At 54.8% G+C, this 22,807-nt stretch carries 23 protein-coding genes; 15 read left to right on the top strand and 8 right to left on the bottom strand.

Features of this window, described 5'->3' with window-relative positions; all coding sequences use genetic code 11:
• The first annotated feature begins 49 nt into the window (after positions 1 to 49).
• Positions 50 to 853 carry a DUF4197 domain-containing protein gene (locus LG297_RS14920; protein ID WP_404421586.1) on the top strand — a complete coding sequence of 268 codons (804 nt, stop codon included), beginning with the start codon at positions 50 to 52 and terminating at the stop codon, positions 851 to 853.
• Between the two features lie 5 nt (positions 854 to 858).
• On the opposite strand, the gene LG297_RS14915 is transcribed toward LG297_RS14920, so the two are convergent.
• Positions 859 to 1,281, bottom strand: coding sequence for an AAA family ATPase (locus tag LG297_RS14915; RefSeq protein WP_404421584.1), 423 nt, complete (start codon positions 1,279 to 1,281; stop codon positions 859 to 861).
• 9 nt (positions 1,282 to 1,290) lie between these two features.
• Positions 1,291 to 3,111: an AMP-dependent synthetase/ligase gene (locus tag LG297_RS14910; RefSeq protein ID WP_404421582.1), complete on the bottom strand. Its 1,821-nt coding sequence runs from the start codon at positions 3,109 to 3,111 to the stop codon at positions 1,291 to 1,293.
• A 370-nt stretch (positions 3,112 to 3,481) separates the two neighbouring features.
• Between LG297_RS14910 and LG297_RS14905 the strand changes: the two genes are divergently transcribed.
• From LG297_RS14905 to LG297_RS14875, 7 genes are all read left to right on the top strand, one after another.
• On the top strand, positions 3,482 to 5,257 hold the full coding sequence (locus tag LG297_RS14905) for a M3 family oligoendopeptidase (protein ID WP_404421580.1): 1,776 nt from the start codon (positions 3,482 to 3,484) through the stop codon (positions 5,255 to 5,257).
• Between the two features lies 1 nt (position 5,258).
• The gene (locus LG297_RS14900) at positions 5,259 to 6,638 is read left to right on the top strand and encodes an ABC1 kinase family protein (protein ID WP_404421578.1); all 1,380 of its coding nucleotides are present in this window, start codon (positions 5,259 to 5,261) and stop codon (positions 6,636 to 6,638) included.
• Between the two features lie 717 nt (positions 6,639 to 7,355).
• Entirely contained in the window at positions 7,356 to 8,516 is a 1,161-nt protein-coding gene (locus tag LG297_RS14895) for a Re/Si-specific NAD(P)(+) transhydrogenase subunit alpha (protein WP_404421576.1), read from the top strand.
• Positions 8,509 to 8,964 (top strand): NAD(P) transhydrogenase subunit alpha, encoded by a 456-nt coding sequence (locus LG297_RS14890; protein WP_114094843.1) that lies wholly within the window; start codon positions 8,509 to 8,511, stop codon positions 8,962 to 8,964. Before LG297_RS14895 ends, LG297_RS14890 begins: the two co-directional genes overlap by 8 nt.
• Positions 8,965 to 8,976: 12 nt before the next feature.
• Positions 8,977 to 10,374: an NAD(P)(+) transhydrogenase (Re/Si-specific) subunit beta gene (locus LG297_RS14885; RefSeq protein WP_404421574.1), complete on the top strand. Its 1,398-nt coding sequence runs from the start codon at positions 8,977 to 8,979 to the stop codon at positions 10,372 to 10,374.
• A gap of 152 nt (positions 10,375 to 10,526) precedes the next feature.
• On the top strand, positions 10,527 to 11,093 hold the full coding sequence (locus LG297_RS14880; RefSeq protein ID WP_404421572.1) for a GNAT family N-acetyltransferase: 567 nt from the start codon (positions 10,527 to 10,529) through the stop codon (positions 11,091 to 11,093).
• Between the two features lie 33 nt (positions 11,094 to 11,126).
• Positions 11,127 to 11,714 carry a hypothetical protein gene (locus tag LG297_RS14875; RefSeq protein WP_404421570.1) on the top strand — a complete coding sequence of 196 codons (588 nt, stop codon included), beginning with the start codon at positions 11,127 to 11,129 and terminating at the stop codon, positions 11,712 to 11,714.
• A gap of 90 nt (positions 11,715 to 11,804) precedes the next feature.
• Here the strand turns inward: LG297_RS14875 and LG297_RS14870 are convergent, their stop codons facing one another.
• Together LG297_RS14870 and rpsU are read right to left on the bottom strand one after the other, a co-directional pair.
• Positions 11,805 to 13,286 carry a Na+/H+ antiporter family protein gene (locus LG297_RS14870; RefSeq protein WP_404421568.1) on the bottom strand — a complete coding sequence of 494 codons (1,482 nt, stop codon included), beginning with the start codon at positions 13,284 to 13,286 and terminating at the stop codon, positions 11,805 to 11,807.
• A gap of 271 nt (positions 13,287 to 13,557) precedes the next feature.
• Positions 13,558 to 13,761, bottom strand: coding sequence for a 30S ribosomal protein S21 (gene rpsU, locus LG297_RS14865; protein ID WP_007091098.1), 204 nt, complete (start codon positions 13,759 to 13,761; stop codon positions 13,558 to 13,560).
• A 333-nt stretch (positions 13,762 to 14,094) separates the two neighbouring features.
• Here rpsU and LG297_RS14860 point away from each other — a divergent pair, with 333 nt between their 5' ends.
• From LG297_RS14860 to LG297_RS14845, 4 genes are read left to right on the top strand one after another with little or no spacing between them, the layout of a single operon-like run.
• Positions 14,095 to 14,541, top strand: a complete 447-nt coding sequence (locus LG297_RS14860; RefSeq protein WP_404421565.1) for a hypothetical protein — start codon at positions 14,095 to 14,097, stop codon at positions 14,539 to 14,541.
• Positions 14,534 to 15,766 carry an HlyD family secretion protein gene (locus tag LG297_RS14855; protein ID WP_404421563.1) on the top strand — a complete coding sequence of 411 codons (1,233 nt, stop codon included), beginning with the start codon at positions 14,534 to 14,536 and terminating at the stop codon, positions 15,764 to 15,766. Before LG297_RS14860 ends, LG297_RS14855 begins: the two co-directional genes overlap by 8 nt.
• A 57-nt stretch (positions 15,767 to 15,823) precedes the next feature.
• Positions 15,824 to 16,426, top strand: coding sequence for a peptide deformylase (gene def / locus LG297_RS14850; RefSeq protein ID WP_404421561.1), 603 nt, complete (start codon positions 15,824 to 15,826; stop codon positions 16,424 to 16,426).
• 1 nt (position 16,427) lies between these two features.
• Positions 16,428 to 17,123 (top strand): COQ9 family protein, encoded by a 696-nt coding sequence (locus LG297_RS14845; RefSeq protein ID WP_404421559.1) that lies wholly within the window; start codon positions 16,428 to 16,430, stop codon positions 17,121 to 17,123.
• An 86-nt stretch (positions 17,124 to 17,209) separates the two neighbouring features.
• On the opposite strand, the gene LG297_RS14840 is transcribed toward LG297_RS14845, so the two are convergent.
• The 3 genes from LG297_RS14840 to purE all read right to left on the bottom strand — a co-directional run bounded on the left by LG297_RS14840 (position 17,210) and on the right by purE (position 19,713).
• Positions 17,210 to 17,857: a thermonuclease family protein gene (locus LG297_RS14840; RefSeq protein WP_404421557.1), complete on the bottom strand. Its 648-nt coding sequence runs from the start codon at positions 17,855 to 17,857 to the stop codon at positions 17,210 to 17,212.
• 164 nt (positions 17,858 to 18,021) lie between these two features.
• Complete coding sequence (locus tag LG297_RS14835) at positions 18,022 to 19,116, bottom strand: 5-(carboxyamino)imidazole ribonucleotide synthase (protein WP_404421555.1); 1,095 nt, start codon at positions 19,114 to 19,116, stop codon at positions 18,022 to 18,024.
• A gap of 96 nt (positions 19,117 to 19,212) precedes the next feature.
• Entirely contained in the window at positions 19,213 to 19,713 is a 501-nt protein-coding gene (purE, locus tag LG297_RS14830) for a 5-(carboxyamino)imidazole ribonucleotide mutase (protein WP_404421553.1), read from the bottom strand.
• Between the two features lie 262 nt (positions 19,714 to 19,975).
• On the opposite strand from purE, the gene LG297_RS14825 reads away from it, so the two are divergent.
• On the top strand, positions 19,976 to 20,818 hold the full coding sequence (locus tag LG297_RS14825; RefSeq protein ID WP_404421551.1) for a GGDEF domain-containing protein: 843 nt from the start codon (positions 19,976 to 19,978) through the stop codon (positions 20,816 to 20,818).
• A 59-nt stretch (positions 20,819 to 20,877) separates the two neighbouring features.
• Here LG297_RS14825 and LG297_RS14820 read toward each other — a convergent pair whose 3' ends face one another.
• On the bottom strand, positions 20,878 to 21,084 hold the full coding sequence (locus LG297_RS14820; protein ID WP_404421549.1) for a YdcH family protein: 207 nt from the start codon (positions 21,082 to 21,084) through the stop codon (positions 20,878 to 20,880).
• A gap of 98 nt (positions 21,085 to 21,182) precedes the next feature.
• On the opposite strand from LG297_RS14820, the gene LG297_RS14815 reads away from it, so the two are divergent.
• A complete protein-coding gene (locus LG297_RS14815) occupies positions 21,183 to 22,289 on the top strand; it encodes an ATP-dependent 6-phosphofructokinase (RefSeq protein WP_404421547.1) in 1,107 nt (368 codons plus the stop codon).
• A 39-nt stretch (positions 22,290 to 22,328) separates the two neighbouring features.
• Complete coding sequence (locus LG297_RS14810; RefSeq protein ID WP_404421545.1) at positions 22,329 to 22,805, top strand: TIGR02444 family protein; 477 nt, start codon at positions 22,329 to 22,331, stop codon at positions 22,803 to 22,805.
• Positions 22,806 to 22,807: the final 2 nt, after the last annotated feature.

Genomic DNA, 22,807 nt, shown 5'->3' with positions numbered 1-22,807 from the left:
CATGATCTGCCTGCAGGATGATGAAAATACCAAAGCCAAGGGGACATCGATGCCGTCACTGCCACCCAAATCCAAAACCTTTACCCGCCTGATTATGTCTGCGTCGTTTCTGGCCCTGATGGCCGGAATATCGGTCGATGCATCCGCGCAATCCTTTTTTGACAAGGCCAAGGAAGCACTTGGCAGCGTGACAAGGAACTCGACAGGCAGCGGATCGGGCGGCAGTTCGGCGTCGATGGCCGGGCTTTCTGATGAAACGGTTTCCGATGCCCTGCGTCAGGCGCTTGATAAAGGTGTCGAGGTTGTCACCACCGATCTTGGCGTGACCGACGGTTTCAATGCCGATCCGGTGGCGCATATTCCGCTGCCCGATAGTGTGAAACATGCGCAATCATTGTTAAGTGCCGCCGGGCTTGGCAGTTATGGCGAGGAAATCGAATTGCGAATGAACCGTGCGGCGGAACAAACCATGCAGGATGCTGGCGAAATTCTGGTTGATGCTGTCAGCCGGATGACGCTTGAAGACGCCAAAGGCATCCTGGACGGGCCGGAAGATGCCGCGACAAAATATCTGCGCCGTGTATCGGGCGGGGACATCGAAAACAGATTAAGACCGGTGATTGGCGACGCATTGGCCGAAACCGGCGCGTTGCAATTATATGATCAGATGATGGGGCAGTACGATACATTGCCGATGGTGCCCGATATCAAGGCATCGCTTTCCGATCACGCCACCAACAAGGCGATGGATGGCCTGTTTTATTACATCGCAAAACAGGAAGCCGATATTCGGAACGATCCGGCGCGCTGGACCACCGATGTCCTGAAAAAGGTCTTTTCGACCGTGAACTGAACGGCTTAGCTATAACGTTCGGGAAGCTGTTGCCAGCGTTTGCGCATGGCATTGATTTTATCATCGGGGACGCCGTGGACATTGCCAAATCGTCCATGGCATTCAATGATCTGCAATGCGGCATGGTGGCGTTCCGCCATGTCGAGATAGGCCTGCATTTCCCAGATTTCGCTGAATGTGTTGGAAACAACAACACTTTGCCCGACCGACAGATGCCCGTTGCATTCGACTTCGCAGCGCGCGTGCACGTCACGCAGTTTGCGGCCATCAAACCGGTAATTCCCGTAACGGTCGACCATGAACTGATCAGCTTCCAGATGGATTGCGCCGGTTTTTTCGCAAATCATTCCAGCAAGGGTCGATTTGCCTGATCCGGGAAGGCCCCGGATCAGGGTCAGGTCTGGTTTGTTCCCCGAATGATTTGTCATCGGTCCGGATTACTGTCCGCCGCGTTTGCGCTGATAAAGGGCGTCAAGGGCTGCGACATAGGCTGCGCGGATCTTGTGGCGGCGGATTTTCATTGAGGGAGTCAGCATTTCATTGTCAATCGAGAAGGGGCTTTCGGCGAAGGTAAAGCTTCGGACCTTTTCAATCGTTGACAAGCGCCCGTTGACGTGATCGACAGCAGCCCGGATTTTCTTGCGGAATTCCTCGTTCTCGCCAAGGGCATCGATATTGTTTTCGATCCCGTTTTCCTTGGCGAATTCGCGCATGAAATCTTCGTCCGGCCACAGCACGGCAACCAGATAGGGTTTGTCGTCGCCGTAAACCATAGCCTGGGAAATTTCGGTTTCCAGCGTCAGAAGGCCCTCGATCCGCTGGGGCGAGATATTGTCGCCACCGGAATTGACGATGATATCCTTTTTGCGGTCCGTGATGACAAGGCTGCCTTCCTCGTCAAACTTGCCGATATCACCGGTATGCAGCCAGCCATCAATGATAGTGGTTGCGGTGACTTCGGGCAGGTTCCAGTACCCCTTCATCATGCTTTCGCCGCGCAGCAGGATTTCGCCGTCATCGGCGATTTTCGCCTCGGCCCCGACCATCGGTGGGCCAACAGTACGCAATTTGTTGTTTTCGGCACGGTTGCACGACACGACCGGGGCAAATTCGGTTTGGCCATATCCCTGAAGGATACGAATGCCACACGAAACAAACAGAACGCCAAGTTCGTAGTTAAGCGGACCGCCACCCGATACCATGGCCTTGATCCGGCCGCCGAAACGCTGACGCAATTTGCGGCGCAGAAGAATTTCGCAGACGAAGTTCTGGATTTTTTCGATCAGGCTGAGGGGTTCTTTTTCGTAAGTTTTGCGACCAAGCTTGAGTGTCAGGTTAAACAATTTCTGTTTGAAGCCGCCTTCTTTTTCGACCATGCGGCTCATGCGTTGATAGAGCATTTCGTAAAGGCGCGGTACAGCCGTCATGATGGTCGGACGGACCTCGGCAAGGTTTGCGGCAAGTTTATCAAGGCTTTCGGCGTAATAAACCTGCGCACCGATGCTCATCGGGAAGTAAAGGCCCGCCGTATGTTCATAGGAATGGGACAAGGGCAGAAAGGACAAAAAGACTTCTTCCTCGATGCCCAGCGTTTCGATGATGTCGAACGCCCCCATGCAGTTTGACAAAATCGCCCCGTGGCTAAGCATAACGCCCTTGGGCGCGCCACCGGTGCCCGATGTATATATCAGGCAGGCAAGCTGATCGCGTTCAATATTGGCAACCCATGCATCAATATCATCGGTTAGTCCGCGCCCCTGCGAAATCATATCTTCCCAACGGGTGATGGTGATATCGCCAACAAAGCTTTGGCCCCAGTCTTCCATCATGATCGCATGGCGGCAGCGCCCGCTATCAAGGGCGGCATGCAGGAACGGCTGGGCGAGTTTTTTGGTCGAGATAATGGCAATGCCCGCACCGCTATCCTCGATCGCGTGCAGATGGTCGCGTTCGGTATTGGTGGTATAGGCGGGAACGGTAAGCGCGCCAACACACATGATCGCCAGATCGGCAATGCCCCATTCGGTGCGGTTTTCCGATACTAGCAAAACCCTGTCACCGGGGCGAACGCCGGTTTTATATAACGAACGCGCCAATGCGCGCACCTGATCGGCTGCGTCATTCCAGCTGGTCGGGACAAATTCGTCCGTCTCACCATCCTTGGTCCACAAGAACGGTGCATCCCCGTATTTTTCAGCCTGTTTGAAAAACATCGACGGCAAGTTCTGCCAATCGGCATAATCCTGCAAATTCGTCATGACGCTTCCTTGCCCTGTTATCGGTTCTCTTGTCTTCATACGCTGATCTTTGTGCCACCGTTCAGGTTTTAACCTGATCGCTTTTGTTAGCAGGGATTGCTTCGTTACGCAGCCGGAAAATGATGTTTGGTTCCCTCAAATGCGTCCGACTTCACATCATTGGAAAAATTCGTTGATATCCATTGATGTTAGCGATTTCACAAGCCGGTTGCAAAACGCTATGTTCATCGGGAAATTCGCCCTGATTTATGAGAGATGAAATACAAAGCCGTGATCGGCACTGGCGCAGCCTGCCCGGTCATCATATATCGGGGCATGGATGTTTCGGACTGACAAGGTCCGATTGCATAATCGACTGTCTGGAGGACAAATGAACGCGATCGACAAGAATTTGCCGACCTGGGATCTGACCGATCTCTATAACGATCCCAAAGACCCGGCCATCCGGCGCGATCTTGATAATGCCAAATCCCGCTCAGACGCCTTCCAGAAAACCTATCAGGGCAAACTTGCCGGTCTTTCGGGCGATGAACTTGCTGCCGCAATTGCCGAATACGAAGCCGTCAGCGAAATTTGTGGCCGGATCGGATCGTTTGCACAGTTGCTTTATGCGGGCGATAGCTCGGACGCCGCGATTGGCCAGTTCTATCAGTCCGTTCAGGAAGAAATGACCAGCATTTCAAGCCTGTCGCTGTTCTTCGGGCTTGAAATCAACCGGATCGAGGAAGACGTGCTTTCGACAAAATATAACGAAAGTGCCGCCCTTCGCCGCTATCGCCCGTGGCTTGATGAAAACCGTGCTTTCCGTCCGCATCAACTTTCGGACGAGGTCGAGCAGGTTCTGCATGAACGCCGTGTTGCCGGTTCAAGTGCATGGGTGCGTCTGTTCGATCAGACGATGGCTGATCTGCGTTTCCCGATGAATGGCGAAGAACTGACCATGTCGGATGTCGCCAATATGCTGTCCTCGACCAAGGTGGCGGAACGCAAGGCAGCGGCAAAGTCGATTGGCGATGTGCTGGGCAAAAATATAAAGCTTCTGGCCCATATCACCAATACGCTGGCCAAGGACAAGGAAATTGACGACCGGTTGCGTAAATTCGCAACCCCCGTATCGGCGCGCAACCTGTCCAACCAGGTTGAAGACGATGTGGTCGAAGCACTTAATTCTGCGGTTGCCAGCAGCCATGCCGATCTGTCGCATCGTTATTACCGGCTCAAAGCCAAATGGTTTGGCGTTGATCAGCTTGATTACTGGGATCGTAACGCGCCACTTCCCGATGATGATGATCGCCATATCGATTGGGATACCGCACGCAAAACGGTTCTTAAAGCATATGGCGAATTTTCACCCGAGCTTGCCGAAGTCGGTCAGAAATTCTTTGATAATCCGTGGATTGATGTGCCGCCGCGCCCCGGTAAATCATCGGGGGCCTTTGCCCATCCGACCGTACCGTCAGCCCACCCGTACCTTCTGCTGAACTATCACGGCAAAACGCGCGATGTGATGACGCTGGCGCATGAACTTGGCCACGGGGTTCATCAGGTTCTTGCCGGGGAGCAGGGCTATTTCCTGTCCGATACGCCGCTGACACTTGCGGAAACCGCGTCTGTTTTCGGTGAAATGCTGACCTTCCAGTCGATGCTGCGGGCGGAAACAGATCCGAAGATGAAGCGTATCATGCTGGCCGGCAAGGTCGAGGATATGCTCAACACCGTCGTGCGCCAGATCGCGTTCTTTGAATTTGAGAAACGCGTTCATACCAAGCGCCGCGAAGGGGAGTTGACGGTCGATGAGATCTGCGAGATCTGGCTTGCCGTACAACATGAAAGCCTGGGTGACGCAATCCGGTACGAGGACGAGTACAAATATTACTGGTCCTATATCCCGCATTTCATCCATTCGCCGTTCTATGTTTACGCCTATGCGTTTGGCGATTGCCTCGTGAATTCGCTGTATGACGTTTATGAAAATGCCGAAGACGGCTTCCAGCAGAAATATTTCGAGATGCTGAAAGCCGGTGGCACCAAACGCCATCAGGAATTGCTGGCACCGTTCGGTCTGGATGCCTCCGATCCGGCATTCTGGCAGCGCGGCCTTAACATGATCAAACGCATGATCGACGAGTTGGAGGAACTTTCCTGATATGAACGATAACGACGAAGATTTTACCGCCCCTAACGAGAGCAATCGGTTCGGCGGGCGGGTTCGTCGTTATGCGAAGGTCGGGGCGTCGGCCGGGAAGCTGGCCGCGCGCCTTGCCACGGGAAAAATGTTCGGCGGCGATATTGATCATGCGAAATATGCTGCCGAACTGACATCTGCGTTGGGCGGGCTTAAAGGCCCGTTGATGAAGGTCGCGCAAATCCTGTCGACCATCCCCGATGCCCTGCCCAAGGAATATACCCAGGCGCTGGCGACGCTTCAGGCCGATGCGCCAAGTATGGGGTGGTTGTTTGTCAAACGCCGGATGCGCACCGAACTGGGGGCGGGATGGCAGGAAAGGTTTGGGGATTTCAGCCATGACGCGGTTGCCGCTGCGTCACTCGGTCAGGTTCATCGTGCGACACTTGACGATGGCCGCGAGGTCGCCTGCAAGCTGCAATATCCCGATATGTCGGCAACGGTCGAGGCCGACCTTAAACAGCTTCGCGCCGCTTTTGCGATTTATCGCCGGTATGACAGTGCGATTGATGCCGAAAACATCCAGCTGGAACTGACGGCACGCCTGCGCGAGGAACTTGATTACGAGCGCGAAGCCCGCAACATGCAGCTGTATCGCCACATGCTGACGACGGAGGATTGCGTGCATGTGCCCGAACCGGTTCTGGACCTTACGACCAAGCGGCTTCTGACCATGACATGGCAGACCGGGCAGAAATTCCAGAAATTCCTTGATGGCGGTCCATCACAGGAAGCGCGCAATCAGGTTGCCCTGAATATGTTTCGCGCCTGGTATGTGCCATTTTATCGTTATGGCGTGATCCATGGCGATCCGCATCTGGGGAACTATTCACTGCGCGATGATCTGTCGGTCAATCTGCTTGATTTCGGCTGCATCCGTATTTTCCAGCCCGAGTTCGTCAATGCGGTGATCACGCTTTATGAGGCGCTGCGGGACAAGGACGAGGAAAGGGCGGTTCATGCCTATCAAAGCTGGGGATTTGAGAATCCGTCGCGAGAGCTGATTGATGTGCTCAATATCTGGGCCGGTTTTGTGTATGGCCCGATCCTTGATGATCGTGAACGCCGGATGGATGAAACCAATTCGGTGGCCTATGGCGCCGAAGTTGCGGGAAGGGTGCATCGGGAATTGCGCCGCGTCGGCGGGGTCAAGCCGCCGCGTGAATTTGTTCTGGTGGATCGGGCCGCCGTTGGGCTTGGCGCGGTGTTCCTGCGTCTTGATGCGCATCTGAACTGGTATCAGATATTCAACGATCTGGTCGGCGACTTCAATCTTGATGCCCTGACCCGCAATCAGCAAGCCGCCCTTGACGAGGTCGGGCTGGATCGCCCCGAAAACTGATCCGGTTTCCCTGTTTTCGAATTTAATTTTACGCATCTGATCGCACAGAATCGACGAGGAATGCGCCTGATATGTTTGATCAAGGCTGATCAAATTGCCTTTGTGCGAGCATTTTTCATCGGCTTTATGCAAAATCTCCTGATTTGAACCCCTGGGAATTCAGAAAAGTTTTTCCTTTCTCTGCTTGCATCCGGGCAAGTTTGGTGAAAGCCTGAGGGTGTGTTTGTCAATTAATATTCACTTTCAACGATGGCTGAAAATAGGGGAAACTGCTGTAATTCAACGGATTAATTTATCTGTTCAGGATAAGGACCTGTTACAGGGTGGAAATAATATGTGCGGAAATTCGCACATATATGATCTAGTAAAATATGAACCAAAATTAAGTTAAATTGATTTTTTATAGGGTTTTGATGTTGTCGCAGGCCGGAAGAAATCGCATCTTGCACCCAACGCAGACAAGGCAGGGCGTCATTGATTGTTTGTCCTGAGCACCAATGGCGGGTGGGACCTGACTTGTCACCAAGGCTTTTGCCTCGGAATGCGTGGTGGGAAAGCGGGCGGTTTCTTCTGTTAAAGCGGAAGAACCGCCTTTTTTCTTGCCGGGCAAGGGTAATCGTGGCCAGTCTGATGCGCAGGCACCGGACGCGGACCGCGTTTTATAAAAACAAAAAATGCCGTGCTTATTCATAATTGTAGGGAAGGAGGTTGAACGCGATGAAACTGGCCGTTCCAAAGGAAATATGGCCCGGGGAAAAGCGCGTTGCCGTTACGCCAGACACCGTCAAGAAACTGATTGGTCTTGGGTTTGACGTTGCAATCGAAGCTGGTGCCGGAATTAGCGCCGCCATACCGGATGATCGCTTTGCCGATGCCGGTGCGACCATTGTCAAAACGATGAAAACCACCGTCAAGGATGCGGACGTGATCCTGAAGGTGCGCCCACCGGTTGTTGATGGCAAAACCGACGAGCTGGCTGCCTATAAAAAGGGTGCAGCTGTCATTGCCTTGCTTGATCCTTATGATCGCAAGGATCTTGTTGAAAAAATGGCGGCGGCGGGGGTTTCGTCCTTTGCGATGGAACTGATGCCGCGCATTTCACGTGCCCAGTCGATGGATGTGCTGTCGTCGCAATCCAACCTGGCCGGGTATCGTGCCGTGCTTGATGCCGCCCATGAATTCGGCCGGATTTATCCGATGATGATGACCGCCGCCGGGACATTGCCGCCGGCACGTGTTGTTATCGTCGGGGCCGGTGTTGCCGGGCTTCAGGCGATTGCGACCGCCAAGCGCCTTGGTGCGGTGGTTTCCGCGTTTGATGTGCGCCCGGCAGTCAAGGAACAAGTTCAGTCGCTTGGCGGGACGTTTATCGAGGTCGAAGACGATGATGCCGACGGCGAAACCGCAGGCGGTTATGCCAAGGAAATGTCGGACGAATACAAGGCCAAACAGGCTGCCAAGCTTAAGGAAGTTCTGGCAAAGACCGATATCGTCATCACCACGGCATTGATTCCGGGCCGTCCGGCACCGGAAATCGTTACCGCCGATATGGTCGCGGGCATGAAGCCGGGATCGGTCATCATTGATCTTGCTGCCGAACGCGGTGGCAACGTTGCCGGGGCGAAACTTGGTGAAATGGTTATTACCGCCAATGGTGTCAAAATCATTGGCCCGGAAAACATCACCAGTTCCGTCGCAACCGATGCAACGGCAATGTATGCCAAGAACCTGTTGAATTTCATCACGCTGTCTGTTGACAAGGAAAAGGGCACGCTGGCTTTCAATGCCGAAGACCAGATTATTGCCGAAACCATGCTGACGCGCGATGGCAAGGTTGTTCATCCGAAATTCGGTGGTGAGGAGGTCGCAAATGGCTGATCAATCCGTAACCCAAAATGCGGCCCAGAATGCCGCCGAGAACGCAAACGAGCTGCGTGATGCGGCCCTTGGTCTGGCCGAAAAGGCTGCAAAGCTTGCCGATAGCCTCGCAAATCAGGCGGGCGATATGGCCAGTTCGGCAACCACGGTTGTCCATACAAGCGGTGTCAGCCCGACGGTGCTTGGCCTGACGGTGTTTGTTCTGGCCTGCTTCGTTGGCTATTACGTCGTGTGGAAAGTCACCCCGGCCCTTCATTCGCCGCTGATGGCGGTGACCAATGCCATTTCATCGGTGATCATTGTTGGTGCGCTTCTGGCGGCCGGCCCGATTGATATGAACCTGTCCAAGGCGATGGGCTTCATTGCCGTGGTGCTGGCGTCGGTCAACATCTTTGGCGGTTTCATCGTCGCACAGCGCATGCTGCACATGTTCAAGAAAAAGAAGTAGGGGGAACACACAATGTCGGAAAACCTGTCGGCTTTCCTGTATCTGGTGGCGTCCGTCTGCTTCATTCTGTCGCTGCGCGGTCTGTCTTCACCGGAAACGGCACGTAACGGGAATATCCTTGGCATGGTGGGGATGGCGATTGCCATTCTGACCACGCTGGCATCACCCGAAGTCGTGTCTTATACCACCATTATTGTTGGCATTCTGGTCGGCGGGGCCATTGGTACGGTCATCGCGCTCAAGATCAAGATGACAGCATTGCCGCAACTTGTTGCCGCCTTCCACTCGCTGGTGGGGCTGGCAGCCGTATTTGTTGCCGCCGCTGCCCTTTATTCGCCGGGTGCCTATGGACTTGGTACTGCGGGTAATATCGGGGCGGCCAGCCTGATTGAAATGGGCCTTGGCGTTGCCATCGGTGCCATTACCTTCACCGGCTCGCTTGTTGCCTTTGGCAAGTTGCAGGGGATTGTATCGGGTACGCCGGTACGCTTTACCGGGCAGCATATGCTCAACCTTGCGATTGCCATCGCGATCCTGGTGTTTGGTATTATTGTTGTGGCCACCGAAAGCCACACGGCATTCTGGATTCTGGTGGTGCTTGCTCTGGTGCTTGGCGTGACGCTGATCATTCCGATTGGCGGGGCGGACATGCCGGTTGTTGTTTCGATGCTGAACTCCTATTCGGGGTGGGCAGCATGCGGCATCGGCTTTACGCTTCAGAACAATGCCCTGATCATCACCGGGGCACTTGTCGGCGCATCGGGGGCGATCCTGTCCTATATCATGTGCAAAGGCATGAACCGGTCGATCTTTAACGTCATCTTTGGTGGCTTCGGGACCGAAGGCGATGCCGGCCCGGCGGTCGGAACCGATGGCGACCGTTCGGTCAAATCGGGCTCCAGCGACGATGCGGCTTTCATCATGAAAAACGCGTCCAGCGTGATCATCGTGCCGGGTTACGGCATGGCGGTCGCACAGGCCCAGCACGCCCTTCGTGAAATGGGCGATATCCTCAAGGCCGAGGGCGTTAATGTCCGCTATGCCATCCATCCGGTGGCGGGGCGTATGCCTGGCCACATGAACGTGCTTCTGGCCGAGGCGAATGTCCCCTATGACGACGTGCTTGAAATGGAAGAAATCAACCGCGATTTCGGCACGGCGGATGTGGCCTTTGTGATTGGTGCCAACGACATCACCAACCCGGCGGCCAAAACCGACCCGTCATCGCCGATCTTCGGCATGCCGATCCTTGAGGTCGAAAAGGCCAAAACCGTTCTGTTCATCAAGCGTTCAATGTCCGCAGGTTACGCCGGTATCCAGAACGAGCTGTTCTTCAAGGACAATACGATGATGCTGTTCGGTGATGCCAAGAAGATGTGCGAAGAGATTGTGATGCACCTGGATAGCTGATTTGGTTTCACTATTGAAACGGGAGAGGGGCGGTCATTTGGTCGCCCTTTTCTTTTTCTAAAGGTTCATCGTCGGCTAAAGTGTCTTCGAGATACGGTGTTTTGTCCACTTGGTGGTCCGGCTTCGCCCGATTTTGCTTGGGTAAAAAGTTTATGAGCAGCTTAATCAATTTCAGTGCGCAAACCGAACGACTGTATCTTCGGTGTGTTGAAGACCGGGATGCGGAAGTCATCGCGAGCTTGATGGTGCCTGAAATCGCATGTTGGCTGGCCTCTTGGAAGGTTCCATTCACTGTTGAAATGGCACGAGAACGCATCACAAGAAGTAGGAGAGCGGCGGAGGCAGGAGGCGCATTGCCATTGGCGATCATCGAACGTGAGACAGATCGTTTTGTTGGCTGGGTCTCATTATATCGCTATCAGGATAACCCGCATAGGGGAATGCTTGGATATTGGATAGGGATACCGGCACAGCGACGCGGGTATTTAAGCGAAATCAAGCTCGCCATTTTGCAGGCTGGATTTGATCTGTTTGGCTTTGATTCTATTGAAGCCGGTGCCCAGCTTGCCAATGAGGCATCCTTTGGTGCTATGACTTCATGGGGGATGAAGCCTTTCGGAGAAAGGATGGCATATAGTTCTGCTCGAGATCGTCAGGAGCGTTGTAGATATTATCAAATTACACGTGAAGAGTTCAGACTTTCTCAGGAAAATGCTTGAGAATTGTACTCCGCCTTCAAATCGAGAGAATTGATGTTCCGACTTCTGAAAGTATCCCTTTTTACGATTGTGCTTTTGTCGCTGACGCTGGTGGCGTCGGTTTCGGGTATTTTCATCACCTATTTCCGGCTGACCGCCGAGGAGCCGGTGGCGCGAATTACGTTCGAGGAAGTCGGGGATCAGGAATACAACGCTTATCTGACATTACCGGGCAACGACATCCCCGGCAAATACGTGATTTACGGCGATCAGTGGCGGATTGATGCGGAATTTGTGAAGATCAAGCCGTGGGCCAATATTCTTGGCGTGGATTCCCGTTACAAGCTGGCGCGGCTGGAAGGTCGATACCGAGATATCGAAGATCAGAACACCCGCCCGCATATGGCCTATGACCTTGGCGCGACCAAGGGGATTGATATCGGCAAGCTGGTGGCGGACTGGAATTTCCTGATTGATGCGGAATATGGCAGTTCGACTTTTACCGATATTGCGGTCACCAATACCTATACGGTTTACAGAAGCCAGTTCGGGCTTTTGGTGCGCGAAGATGCGACACCGCCGGATGCGACCAATAAGGGGGCTGTTGATGGGGTGTTTGATTGGCTGTTCGGGTCGAAATGATACCCGGGTTCTATTCGGCAAGACAAAACCCGTCCGACGAATATCGGACGGGTTTGTTGTCTGATCGTGTGGTTTATTGTGCGGGATTGATCAAAGGACCATCGCCGCAATCCACGCAAACACGACCATGCCAAAATTGGCGTGGATGAAGGTCGGGATCACGGAATCCTTTACATGGTCGTGCTGCCCGTCGGCATTAAGGCCCGATGTCGCGCCAAGCGTGATGGTGGATGCCGGTGATCCGGCATCGCCAAGGGCAGCCGATGCTCCCAGAAGCGCAATGGTTGCCATCGGTGAGAAACCAAGGGTCAGCGCCAGCGGGATATAGATCGGAGCCAGGATCGGCACGCTGGCGAAGCTGTCGCCAAAGCCGATTGTGATGAACAGGCCGACCAGAAGCATGATCAGCGCGCCAAGTGCCTTGTTATCGCCGATCAGTTCGGCACTGGCCTGCACCAGCGGGGCAATTTCGCCGGTGGCATCAAGCACCCCGGCAAAGCCCGATGCGATGGTGATGATCACGGCAATCTGGGCCATCATCCGCATGCCTTCGGTGAAGACATCATCCTGTACCCGCCAGCGGAAAATGCCCGCCGCCGCCAGAATGACAAAGCCGATCATCGCCCCGACCAGAAGGCTGTCAAACTGCAACTGGCAGATCAGCGCAACGGCAAGGGCCGCAATGGTTGCCAGCAGTTGAAGCGGATTGATCGACACGGGCTTGGCCGGGTTGATATGGCGCTCGGCAGATGGATCGGTCACATAATCGCGCGGTTTGCGATAGGTGATGAAGACCGCAACCAGCATCCCGGCAACAATCCCCATAACCGGCAGGAACATGGCCTTGGGCGCCATATCGGCCGTCATGGAAAGGTCATATGCAGCGCCAACTTCGTTGACATTGGCCATCAGGATTTCATTGAGGTAAATCGCGCCAAAGCCGGTCGGCAGCAGCAGATAGGAAAAGCTGATCGAGCAGGCGAGGATGCAGGCAATGGCCCGGCGGTCAATCCGCAGGCGGTTGAATACCGCCAGAAGTGGCGGGATCATCACCGGGATAAAGGCGATATGAACCGGCACCAGATTCTGCGAAATCAACGAGCAGAAAATAAAGATCGCAAACAGGAACCATTTAAGGCCCTTTGAAGTGCTTTGGGCGTCGCTTCCGATGCGGGCGGCGATCTTTTGGGCAAACAGATCAAGAATGCCCGAACGCGCAATCGCAACCGCAAAGGCACCGATCATCACATAGGTCATGCCGACCTGCGCGCCGACCAGAAGGTTGTCATTAAGTGCACCGATGGCGGTGGTTGTATCCATTCCTGCGTGCAACGCACCCAGCAAGGCCGCGGAAATCAGCGCAATCGGCACCGGAACGCGCAAAAGACACAGCGCAATCATGACAACGATGGTCAGTAAAACAGCATTGATATGATAATCGACCAGTGCGGCAATGCCATAGATCCCGGCCATCACGGCGATGACAGGCAAAACGCGGGTCAGTCGATAATATCCATTGAAATCAGATCCGGCGGGGGCGTTGTCGGTATCGGTTTGTGTGTTCACAGTCATGTCTCCCCGATTGACTGGTTGGTGGTGGCGCAAACATATGCCGCGCATGGCAGGCAAAACCTGTCAGGGAATGGTTTAGAACAATCTGAGGCCAAGGCAAAAAACTTAGCGGGAATGACAGCTATGCGATCCGGGGAGAGATTTGGAAAAGGGGCATGAAAAACCAAACCCGCCCGGATTGCTCCGAGGCGGGCTTGGCGCACGGGTCCGGTCTTAGCAAGCTAAAACCGATCGTACAGTCACGTTCGAGGAACCCCGAAAGTGAAAAAGACTAGAAGCCTTCGCGCTCGATGCGCTTGCGCTCCAGCTTGCGGGAACGGCGGACTGCTTCCGCCCCTTCGCGAGCTTTCTTCTCCGACGGCTTTTCAAAGTGGCGGCGGAGTTTCATCTCACGAAAAATGCCCTCGCGCTGCATCTTTTTCTTAAGCGCTTTCAGAGCCTGATCGACATTGTTGTCGCGAACGATTACCTGCACGGAAACCACGCTCCTTTCAAAAAAACAAAAACACCCGGATAAGGCAGCATGCCCTCCGGTTGGTAGCACGGCCTGTATGACCGTGAGCTTTATATAGTGCAAAGCAGTGCAAAAGGAAAGAGGGAAGGGGTAATTCGCCTATGGCGTTCATTTGTCGATGAAGTTGCCCCCGCGACGTGATTCCGGCGGTTATGGCCGGGGTCATTTGACCATATTCATGCATACCAAAAGTAACGGCATCCTGTTGAAAAATATACCCCTGGTGGTTGTTGTGCGGGTATAGTGACCGGACACGAACAATTCAAAGCCTTCAAGGCAGGGCGGGGTAGAGCAATGGAAAGCAGTTTGCGGGAGGCGGCAATTTTGCATGCGCCGTTCTTCATTACCGGACCCGGACAGTCAGATATATTGTTCACGATTGTTGTCTGGTCTGTGGTTCTGGCTGTGTTTGGTCTTGGTGCCCTTTATCTGAGCCTGCACGCCCTGCCCGAAAGGTTGGCCCATCACGCCAATCACACCCAGATACAACTTATCAGTATCCTGACCCTTCTGGCACTGTTTACCCATAACAACCTGTTCTGGCTGGCTGCCTTGGTGATTGCCGTGGTTCAGGTTCCTGATTTTTATACCCCGATCAATGCGATTGCCGATGCTGTGAAGGCAATGGCAAGGCAGAAGGGGGCAATGAGCGACTCGGTCAAATCAGAACATGTTGCTGATGGCGATGTCGCGACCGGTATCCCCAGCGTGACAGAGCAGGAGGACCGTAAAGATGTTTGAACTTATGCTATGTTCCATTTTTACCATCCTGCCGGATTACCTTGTACGCCGATATGCGCAGGGCAAGCGTATCGGCAAGGAAATCACCCTGTTTTCTGTCTGGTATGAGCTGCGATACGGGATTGTCGGGTGTGCGATCCTGACGATTTCATTGATCACGCTGATTTTTTATTACCACCCGTCAAGTCATAACGTTGCGTCGTTTTATCGTACCCTGACCATCTTGCCGGAGAAGAATGGCCGGGTGGTCGAGATTTATGTCGATAACGATGATCAGGTAAAATCGGGTGAGCCGTTATTCCGCCTTGATGATCGCACGGAAACCGAAGCGGTTGAAATCGCCCAGCAGCAGGTGCAGGAAATCCGCGCGCAGATGGCGGTGACACAGGCTGATCTTGCGGTGGCGAACGGTAATCTTGAAGAAGCGCAAGGTGCCTATGAACAGGTGCGCGAGGAATTGGCGGTCAAGGCTGATCTTTTGTCACGCGGTACCAATGCGGTTTCCCGGCGAGAGGTCGAACGGCTTGAAGTTGCACTGACGACGCGTCAGGGATCGGTCAATGCGGCCAAGGCCAATGTCAATGCCGTCGAAACCAGAATGGAAACCCTTTTGCCAGCCCAGCTTGCCAGTGCGGAAGCATCCCTGCGTTCGGCCGAGATTGCCCTTGGCAAAACCGTTGTCCGGGCGGGTGTTGATGGCGTGATACAGCAATTTGCATTGCAGATCGGTGATATCGTCAATCCGTTGCTGCGTCCGGCCGGTATCCTTATACCTGACCAGCCCGACGAGGTCGTTTTCCAGGCCGGTTTCCAGCAGGTTTCCGCCCAGGTTGTCAAAGCCGGAGTTCTTGCGGAAATGTCTTGTGCGTCGCTGCCGTTTGAAGTCATCCCGATGGTGGTGACCAGCGTGCAACCGGTGATCGCCGCGGGTCAGTTCCGCCCGACAGACAGGTTGCTTGATATCTCTGAACGGGCCACACCGGGCACATTCCTTGCCAAAATGATCCCGCTTTATCCCGAGCAGATCAAGGATGTGCCACGGGGTAGCCAGTGTGTCGCCAACGCCTATACCAATACCCATGATCAACTCGAAAACCCGGAAATCGGCGCGGGCGAATGGTTGTTCCTGCATATGGTGCAGACGGTCGGGATTGTGCATGCATTGTTGCTGCGTATTCAGGCGCTGATCTGGCCGGTCCAGACGCTGGTTTTGTCGGCCCATTAGGCGACAGGTCACGCGTGGGGGCTTTACAGCCGGGGCGTTTTGGTTGGATATAGAGCCATGTCGATCCTGAAAATTGCCCGGATGGGCCACCCGGTTCTGCGCAAGGTCGCGGAACGGGTCGAAAACCCGCTTGATCCCGAAATCCAGCGTTTGATCGCGGATATGAAGGAAACCATGAAGGATGCCGGAGGCGTTGGCCTTGCGGCGCCGCAGGTGTTTCAGTCAAAGGCGATCATGGTTTTTTATGTCCCGGCCTTTCGTAAAAGCGATGATCCCGACGATGTGGAAATTCCGCTTAATGTCCTGATCAACCCGGAAATCGAGGCGATTGGCGATGAAATCGTCGATGGCTGGGAAGGATGCCTTTCGATTCCGGGGTTGCAGGGCGTCGTGCCGCGCTGGAACAAAATCCGTTATCGCGGGTTAAATGAATATGGCGAAGAAGTCGAACGCATTGCCGGCGGTTTCCATGCCCGCGTGGTTCAGCATGAATATGACCATCTGATCGGGGTAATGTATCCCGAACGTATGGAAGATATGACGTTGCTGGGTTTTGTCGAGGAATTGCGCGACAACCCGCCCGAGACGCCCCTCAGACAGGGGGCATCATCTGAGGACAGTTCCGATGATGCTGCCAATGACGAAAGCAAGGAGGCCTGAAATGACCGTTTCCGAAAGCATGAACCGCCTGCGTACGCAGCGCGAGGCGCTGGTTGCGGCGGCACTTGAACATATCCCGTTTGACGGCTGGAGCATGGCCGCCCTTCGCGCGGGTGCCGAGGATCTTGAACTTGCACCGGGCGAGGTGGACCGTCTTTTGCCCGGGGGCATTCGTCAGGCCATCATTACCTATGTCGAGATGACGGATCGCAAAATGGTCGAGGAACTCGACAAGCTTGATCTGCCATCGATGAAAATCCGCGAACGGATTGCCACCGCGGTCAAAACCCGACTGTCGCTGGTGGAGCATGAGAAGGATACGGTGCGGGCCGCCCTTTCCTATCTGACATTGCCGCAAAACGTACCGCTTAGCCTTAAGCTGACGCATGGCACGGTGGACAAGATGTGGATCGCGGCCGGTGATACATCGACTGATCACAATTGGTATACCAAGCGGATGTTGCTTGCGGGGGTCTATGGTTCAACCCTTGCCTACTGGCTTGATGATACATCCGAAGGCCATGCCGACAGCTGGGCCTTTCTGGATCGCCGGATCGGCAATGTCATGCAGATCCCGAAGATTACGGGCGCGGTCAAAAAGGCCGGAAAATTTGCCGCGACTCCCTTCAGGATGGGCGCGAAACTGGCCAAATGCATGCCGACCCCCGGTCGGGTCCGCCGTCAGTTCAGCGCATAGAATAAAATGGGTTTCTATTCCTCAGACAAAACGCCGCCCGATGCTGGGCGGCGTTTTGCGTTCGGGGAAATTCGTGTGGGCGCGGATCAGCGCATCAGGAAACTCAGCAGCGTCTTGTCGGGCTTGTTGGCCTGTTCCAGTTCTGCGGCAAGGTTGATGTTGAACGGTGCGCCATCATTACTGGCAATATCGGTTTCTTCGCCGGGCAGGTCGGTATCGATCGGTTCGGGCTTGGCCGCAAGAGCCACAAGTTCATGTGGCAGATCGCCCATCCACATGCCTTTGCGGTTTTCCCTGGCTTGGGCCTGATCGGCCAGATAGGTCAGGCAGTTTGGATTACCATCGCAGCTATTCATATCGACAATCGCCCAGCCCGCGCGCAGCAGCAGACGGTTGATGTCGGTCTGGCCCATGCGGCATTCGGTCAGCATCGGGAATAGCTGGGAAACCGAAACCTGCTGGCAGGCGACGGCATAATTTTCAATGATACGGTCAAGTGCCTGTGCGGCAGCCGCACCGCATTGGAATTCAACGCTGCCCGCCCGGCAGATCATGCCCGGTCGCGGTGCGCGAATGCCAAACAGTTCGACGACCATATTGCCAAACCGAAGCTGATCGCCCTGCAACACGTCCGGGAAACCCGCAGCCCCCGGTGCGGCGCTGGCGGCATTGTTGGACGCTTGCGCCGATGCAAGGCCGGTGGCGATGGCAAGGATGAGAAGAAGTTTTTTCATCACGCTTATTACCCGAAAAGAATTTCCTGCCGGGATAAGAGCAAGCGCAATGCCAGTTTGGCAGGAAGAAACTGCCTGCTGGGCGATGTGCCTGTGATCTAACAAAGAATACCCCGAAACCGTTATGGTTCGGGGCATTAATGCAAATCGTATGCGGGATGAAATCAGTCTTCTTTGGGCAAGACCCAGGTGATATGGCCCATCTTGCGGCCCGGTTTGGCTTCGGCCTTGCCATAAAGATGTAGTTTTGCATCGGGCTCGGCCAAAATTGCCTGCCAGCTATCGATATCGTGGCCCAGAAGGTTCTTCATCCGGGCATTTGAATGATGCGCCGGATTGCCCAAAGGCAGGCCGCACACGGCACGGATGAACTGCTCGAACTGACTGGTGATGCAGGCATCAATCGTCCAGTGGCCGGAATTATGCGGCCGCGGGGCGACTTCATTGACCAGAATGTCGCCATCGGTGGTCACAAACATCTCGACCGCCAGCAAGCCGACAAATTCCATCGCGGTGACCAGGCGGGTGGCAATGTCTTCGGCCTTTTTGGCAAGATCGGCGGGAATCTTCGCCGGGGCGATGGTGACATCCAGAATGTGATTGGTATGGACATTTTCGACCGGGCAGAAGCAGGCGGTGTCGCCCTTGACCCCGCGCGCGACAATGACGGAGATTTCGCGCTGGAACGAGATGAAGCCTTCAAGGATGGCCTCGGCATCATTCATTTCCGCCCATGCATCGGCAAGGCCGGTTTCGTCCGTGATTTTGACCTGACCCTTGCCATCATACCCCATTTCGGTGGTTTTAAGCACGGCGGGGCGGCCAAGCTTGGCAACGGCGGCCTCAAGATCGGCAAGTGAACGGACGGCGGCAAAAGGTGCCGTGCCGATACCGTTTTCGTTGCAGAAGGTCTTTTCACGCAGGCGGTTCTGCGACAGATGCAGGCATTTCCAGCCCGGACGGACCGGCACCAGTTCGGATAGCAGTTTCACGCTGTCATGGGGCACATTTTCAAATTCAAACGTCACGACATCGACATCGGCGGCAAAGGTACGAAGCGCATCCAGATCGGTGTAATCGGCAACGGTTGCCTTGGCACAGACCTGTTCGGTCGGGCTGTCAGTGCCGGGGCCGAAAACATGGACCTTATAGCCAAGTTCAGCCGCACAAAGGGCGGCCATCCGGCCAAGCTGGCCATTGCCCATGATGCCGATTGTGCTGCCCGGTGCGATGATGCGTGTCGCGAAATCCTGCGTCATTTATTCCTCGAATTCCTTCACATTCCCCGGTCGGGGCAGGCATCGTGATCAAGATGATGCCAAAGAAAAACGCGCCCGTTCGGGCGCGTTGAAAGCTTACGGTGCGGGATCTACCGGTTCATCGGCAACCGCGTCGGTCTGCTGTGCGCGCCAGTCATCAAGACGACCGGCCAGCGCGTCATCCATCAGTGCCATGATTCCGGCGGCCATCAGGCCGGCATTCTTTGCTCCGGCGGAACCGATGGCAAGTGTGCCGACCGGAACGCCGCCCGGCATTTGTACAATCGACAGAAGGCTATCAAGCCCCTTAAGCGTGCGGCTTTGTACCGGAACACCCAGAACCGGAAGCGGTGTCATGGCCGCAGCCATACCCGGAAGGTGGGCCGCCCCACCGGCACCGGCAATAATGACTTTGAGGCCACGTGACTTTGCGGATTTGGCATAGTCATACAGGCGATCCGGCGTGCGATGGGCCGAGACGATTTTGGTCTCATAGGGGACTTGCAGCGCATCGAGGACATCTGCCGCATTTTTCATGGTTTCCCAGTCGGACTGGCTTCCCATGATAATGCCGATGACCGGGCGTTGATCGCTCATGCTGGCGGCTCCGTTTTCGGGCGTTATCAGAAGGCCCGCATTATAGGCAGGAAGGGGGATCATGCAAGCCTGCCGGTTGCCGGATATGGCACAGTTTCAGGGATAATTTTGCAAGGCTTTGGCTACCGCAGATGGGTAGCCATAAGGGTAGGTATATTATCCTTGTTTACAGTTGATAATTTAAGTGAAGTATAAGTATTTTGGGTTTATAGTTGATCACATCAATTTTATCTCTGTGCAGGTAGCGCAAGAGAGGGCAGACATGAAAGTCACGAGACCCGGTTCCGCGACACCATCATCGATGGGGGCGGGCGATGGACGGTATCCATCCAATCCTTATGCCGCGTACACCTATGGCAGGCCGGTGCGCAAAAAAGGTGCGTCTGATCCCGACCAGCATCAGGTTGATATCGTCAATCGCGATATCCTGAGCGCGGAACCCCCTGTTCCGGCCAATATTCACGACATCGCCGATGTTCTTGGCATTCCCGACGCGCAGATAACACCAGCCGTCGAGCAGGCGATTGCGCGGCTGATGCTGCGTGTTAACGGTCTGACTGAAAACCTTGCCGAACTGCGGCGTCACCAGATTGAACTGGCTCGGTTCGAAGGGCGCGATCCGTTTACCGGTGCGCTGAGCCGGACCAGTTTCATGCAGATTGTCGAAAACGAGATGGCGCTGGTTGGCTCGGACCGGACAACGCGGACACTTTTGTTATGTGAGCTTTCCAATCTTGACGATGTGCTGCAACGCTACGGTCATGGCTGCAAGGAGGGGATATTTACCTTCCTCTATCGGACCATCACCGAATTCATCATGCCGCCGCATCAGGTCGGCTATCTTGGCTGCAACGATTTTATCGCTCTGCTTTACAATATGGATGAACAGGATGCGTGGCAGCGTGCGGATGCGATCAGCCGACGCATGAAGAAGCATCCCTATTTCTGGAACGGGAAATACATCACGATTATCCCGGTGTTTGGCATCTATATTGCCAAATCCGGCGATACCGCGGAGGATGCGCTGGTGTCTGTCGATTATGCCCTGCGCGCCGAAAAAGAAATGAAATCGGCACAGTTGCAACGTATTCCGACCGGTCTTTGATAGCGCCGCGCAACATTCTGCCCGCAACGGGTGTCCGTCACAAACCAGCAGATTGTTTTTCAGGCAATAATATCGGGGACGAGCTGCGACTCGAGATAGAGAATCTCGTCCTTGAGAGCCAGCTTGCGCTTTTTCATGCGCCCCAGACGCAATTGATCGTGATGGACCCCGTGGGCCAGTTGTTCGATTGCGATATCGAGATCACGATGTTCCTCGCGCAGAAACAGCAGTCTTTTTTCAATCGCGATCTGATTGATTTCGTCCATTTTTGATCCAGCTTGGTTAGCGACGCGAAGAGCCTGTAATACTATCAGAATTCGGGTTGGCAACCCATATGATTTGTAGGACAGGACGGAGGATACGGATGCGGATCGGAATTCTGACCAGTGGTGGCGATTGTGCGGGCCTGAATGCGGTTATTCTGGCGGTTGTGCGCCGGGCTGTGCTTGGGTATGGCTGGGACGTGGTTGGCATCCGGCAGGGGACGCATGGCCTGATGCAGGACCCGCCGCAGGCGATTGACCTGAATGACCATGTCAATAATGACGGGATGCTGCGTTTGGGCGGCACGATTCTCGGCACCGTCAACAAGGGCGATCCGTTCCATTATCCGATGCCCGATGGCAGTTTTGCCGACCGTTCGGCCGAGGTGATTGCCGGATATCACAAGCTTGGCCTGGATGCGCTGATCGGGGTTGGCGGGGATGGCAGTATGGCGATACTGCACCGGTTGGCCGAATTGGGGGGCATCAATCTGGTGGGGATTCCCAAAACCATCGATAACGATCTGGCCCTGACGGAATATTCCGTGGGCTTTACCACGGCGGTCAATGTTGCGGTCGAGGCACTTGACCGGTTGCAGCCGACGGCCGCATCGCATGACCGGATCATGATCCTTGAAGTCATGGGGCGTGATGCCGGGCATATCGCGCTGTTTGCAGGGGTTGCGGGCGGGGCGGATGCGATCCTGATCCCGGAAATGGATTACGATCTTGATGCCCTGACCGAGCACTGTCTGAACATTCGCAAGCGCGGACGCAATCATGCGCTGGTGATCGTTGCCGAGGCGGTCAAACGTGATGACGGGGCCGCCGTGACACAGGGTGATGACGGCCAGAAAATACGCTATGGCGGGATCGGTCACTGGCTGGCCGATGAACTGGGCACGCGGACCGGCTGGGAAACCCGTGTGACCGTGCTGGGCCATGTGCAGCGCGGCGGGATACCGTCGCCGCGTGACCGGGTGATTGCATCGGCATTCGGGGTTCATGCGGTCGATCTGATTGCACAGAAAAGTTTTGACCGGGTTGTGGCCTGGTCAAAGCGTAAAGTGATCGATGTCGCCATGGCCGATGTGATTGTCGGCCCGCGGCTTGTCGATACCAAGGGAACCATGGTATCGACCGCAAAGGGACTTGGTGCCTATATCGGGCACCCGCCCAAAACGGCTCGCACGGCAAAAACGGTCTGATCAACAGGCCGCAATTAGATAAAAACTGACAGGTTGGATATGAACGCAGAGGAAGTCTGGACCTTTACGGTCGAGATGTATGGACGGGACGGCGTTGCGCCGCTTTGTCTTGAATTACAGGAACGCTGCGATCTGGATGTGAACATGCTTTTGTTCATGTTCTATCTTGGCCAGAAGGGGCTGGCACCGCACAGCATATCCGCGCTTGAAAATGCCGTGCGGGACTGGCGCGAGCAGGTGATCGTGCCGTTGCGCAATACCCGCCGCTTTTTGCGCAATGCCGATTGGAACAGTGCGCAAAAGCTGCGTGGCAAGGTCAAGAATGACGAGCTGACCGCTGAACGCATTGAACAGGAAATATTATGCGAAGCGGTTGAAACCGTCCCGGCGGGTGATCCGATGGCACCTGCGCGGGCCTATCTGTCGCCGACCCGCTTTAAGATGAGCCAGCCTGAATGCGATGCTGCGCTGGAACAGATTTGCGCCTGCATGATGTTAAGCCCGAAGGCGCAATAGGG

The sequence above is a fragment of the Thalassospira australica genome (genome assembly GCF_044790785.1).
In the GTDB taxonomy this organism is placed as follows: Bacteria; Pseudomonadota; Alphaproteobacteria; order Rhodospirillales; family Thalassospiraceae; genus Thalassospira; species Thalassospira australica_A.
This window is presented reverse-complemented; position numbering and strand designations above follow the sequence as displayed.

What these genes read in the sequence shown, in the direction of transcription:
- LG297_RS14920 (WP_404421586.1), top strand. Translation starts at nt 50, where the DNA reads ATGCCGTCACTGCCACCCAAATCCAAAACCTTTACCCGCCTGATTATG.
- LG297_RS14915 (WP_404421584.1), bottom strand. Translation starts at nt 1,281, where the DNA reads ATGACAAATCATTCGGGGAACAAACCAGACCTGACCCTGATCCGGGGC.
- LG297_RS14910 (WP_404421582.1), bottom strand. Translation starts at nt 3,111, where the DNA reads ATGACGAATTTGCAGGATTATGCCGATTGGCAGAACTTGCCGTCGATG.
- LG297_RS14905 (WP_404421580.1), top strand. Translation starts at nt 3,482, where the DNA reads ATGAACGCGATCGACAAGAATTTGCCGACCTGGGATCTGACCGATCTC.
- LG297_RS14900 (WP_404421578.1), top strand. Translation starts at nt 5,259, where the DNA reads ATGAACGATAACGACGAAGATTTTACCGCCCCTAACGAGAGCAATCGG.
- LG297_RS14895 (WP_404421576.1), top strand. Translation starts at nt 7,356, where the DNA reads ATGAAACTGGCCGTTCCAAAGGAAATATGGCCCGGGGAAAAGCGCGTT.
- LG297_RS14890 (WP_114094843.1), top strand. Translation starts at nt 8,509, where the DNA reads ATGGCTGATCAATCCGTAACCCAAAATGCGGCCCAGAATGCCGCCGAG.
- LG297_RS14885 (WP_404421574.1), top strand. Translation starts at nt 8,977, where the DNA reads ATGTCGGAAAACCTGTCGGCTTTCCTGTATCTGGTGGCGTCCGTCTGC.
- LG297_RS14880 (WP_404421572.1), top strand. Translation starts at nt 10,527, where the DNA reads ATGAGCAGCTTAATCAATTTCAGTGCGCAAACCGAACGACTGTATCTT.
- LG297_RS14875 (WP_404421570.1), top strand. Translation starts at nt 11,127, where the DNA reads ATGTTCCGACTTCTGAAAGTATCCCTTTTTACGATTGTGCTTTTGTCG.
- LG297_RS14870 (WP_404421568.1), bottom strand. Translation starts at nt 13,286, where the DNA reads ATGACTGTGAACACACAAACCGATACCGACAACGCCCCCGCCGGATCT.
- LG297_RS14860 (WP_404421565.1), top strand. Translation starts at nt 14,095, where the DNA reads ATGGAAAGCAGTTTGCGGGAGGCGGCAATTTTGCATGCGCCGTTCTTC.
- LG297_RS14855 (WP_404421563.1), top strand. Translation starts at nt 14,534, where the DNA reads ATGTTTGAACTTATGCTATGTTCCATTTTTACCATCCTGCCGGATTAC.
- def (WP_404421561.1), top strand. Translation starts at nt 15,824, where the DNA reads ATGTCGATCCTGAAAATTGCCCGGATGGGCCACCCGGTTCTGCGCAAG.
- LG297_RS14845 (WP_404421559.1), top strand. Translation starts at nt 16,428, where the DNA reads ATGACCGTTTCCGAAAGCATGAACCGCCTGCGTACGCAGCGCGAGGCG.
- LG297_RS14840 (WP_404421557.1), bottom strand. Translation starts at nt 17,857, where the DNA reads ATGAAAAAACTTCTTCTCATCCTTGCCATCGCCACCGGCCTTGCATCG.
- LG297_RS14835 (WP_404421555.1), bottom strand. Translation starts at nt 19,116, where the DNA reads ATGACGCAGGATTTCGCGACACGCATCATCGCACCGGGCAGCACAATC.
- purE (WP_404421553.1), bottom strand. Translation starts at nt 19,713, where the DNA reads ATGAGCGATCAACGCCCGGTCATCGGCATTATCATGGGAAGCCAGTCC.
- LG297_RS14825 (WP_404421551.1), top strand. Translation starts at nt 19,976, where the DNA reads ATGAAAGTCACGAGACCCGGTTCCGCGACACCATCATCGATGGGGGCG.
- LG297_RS14820 (WP_404421549.1), bottom strand. Translation starts at nt 21,084, where the DNA reads ATGGACGAAATCAATCAGATCGCGATTGAAAAAAGACTGCTGTTTCTG.
- LG297_RS14815 (WP_404421547.1), top strand. Translation starts at nt 21,183, where the DNA reads ATGCGGATCGGAATTCTGACCAGTGGTGGCGATTGTGCGGGCCTGAAT.
- LG297_RS14810 (WP_404421545.1), top strand. Translation starts at nt 22,329, where the DNA reads ATGAACGCAGAGGAAGTCTGGACCTTTACGGTCGAGATGTATGGACGG.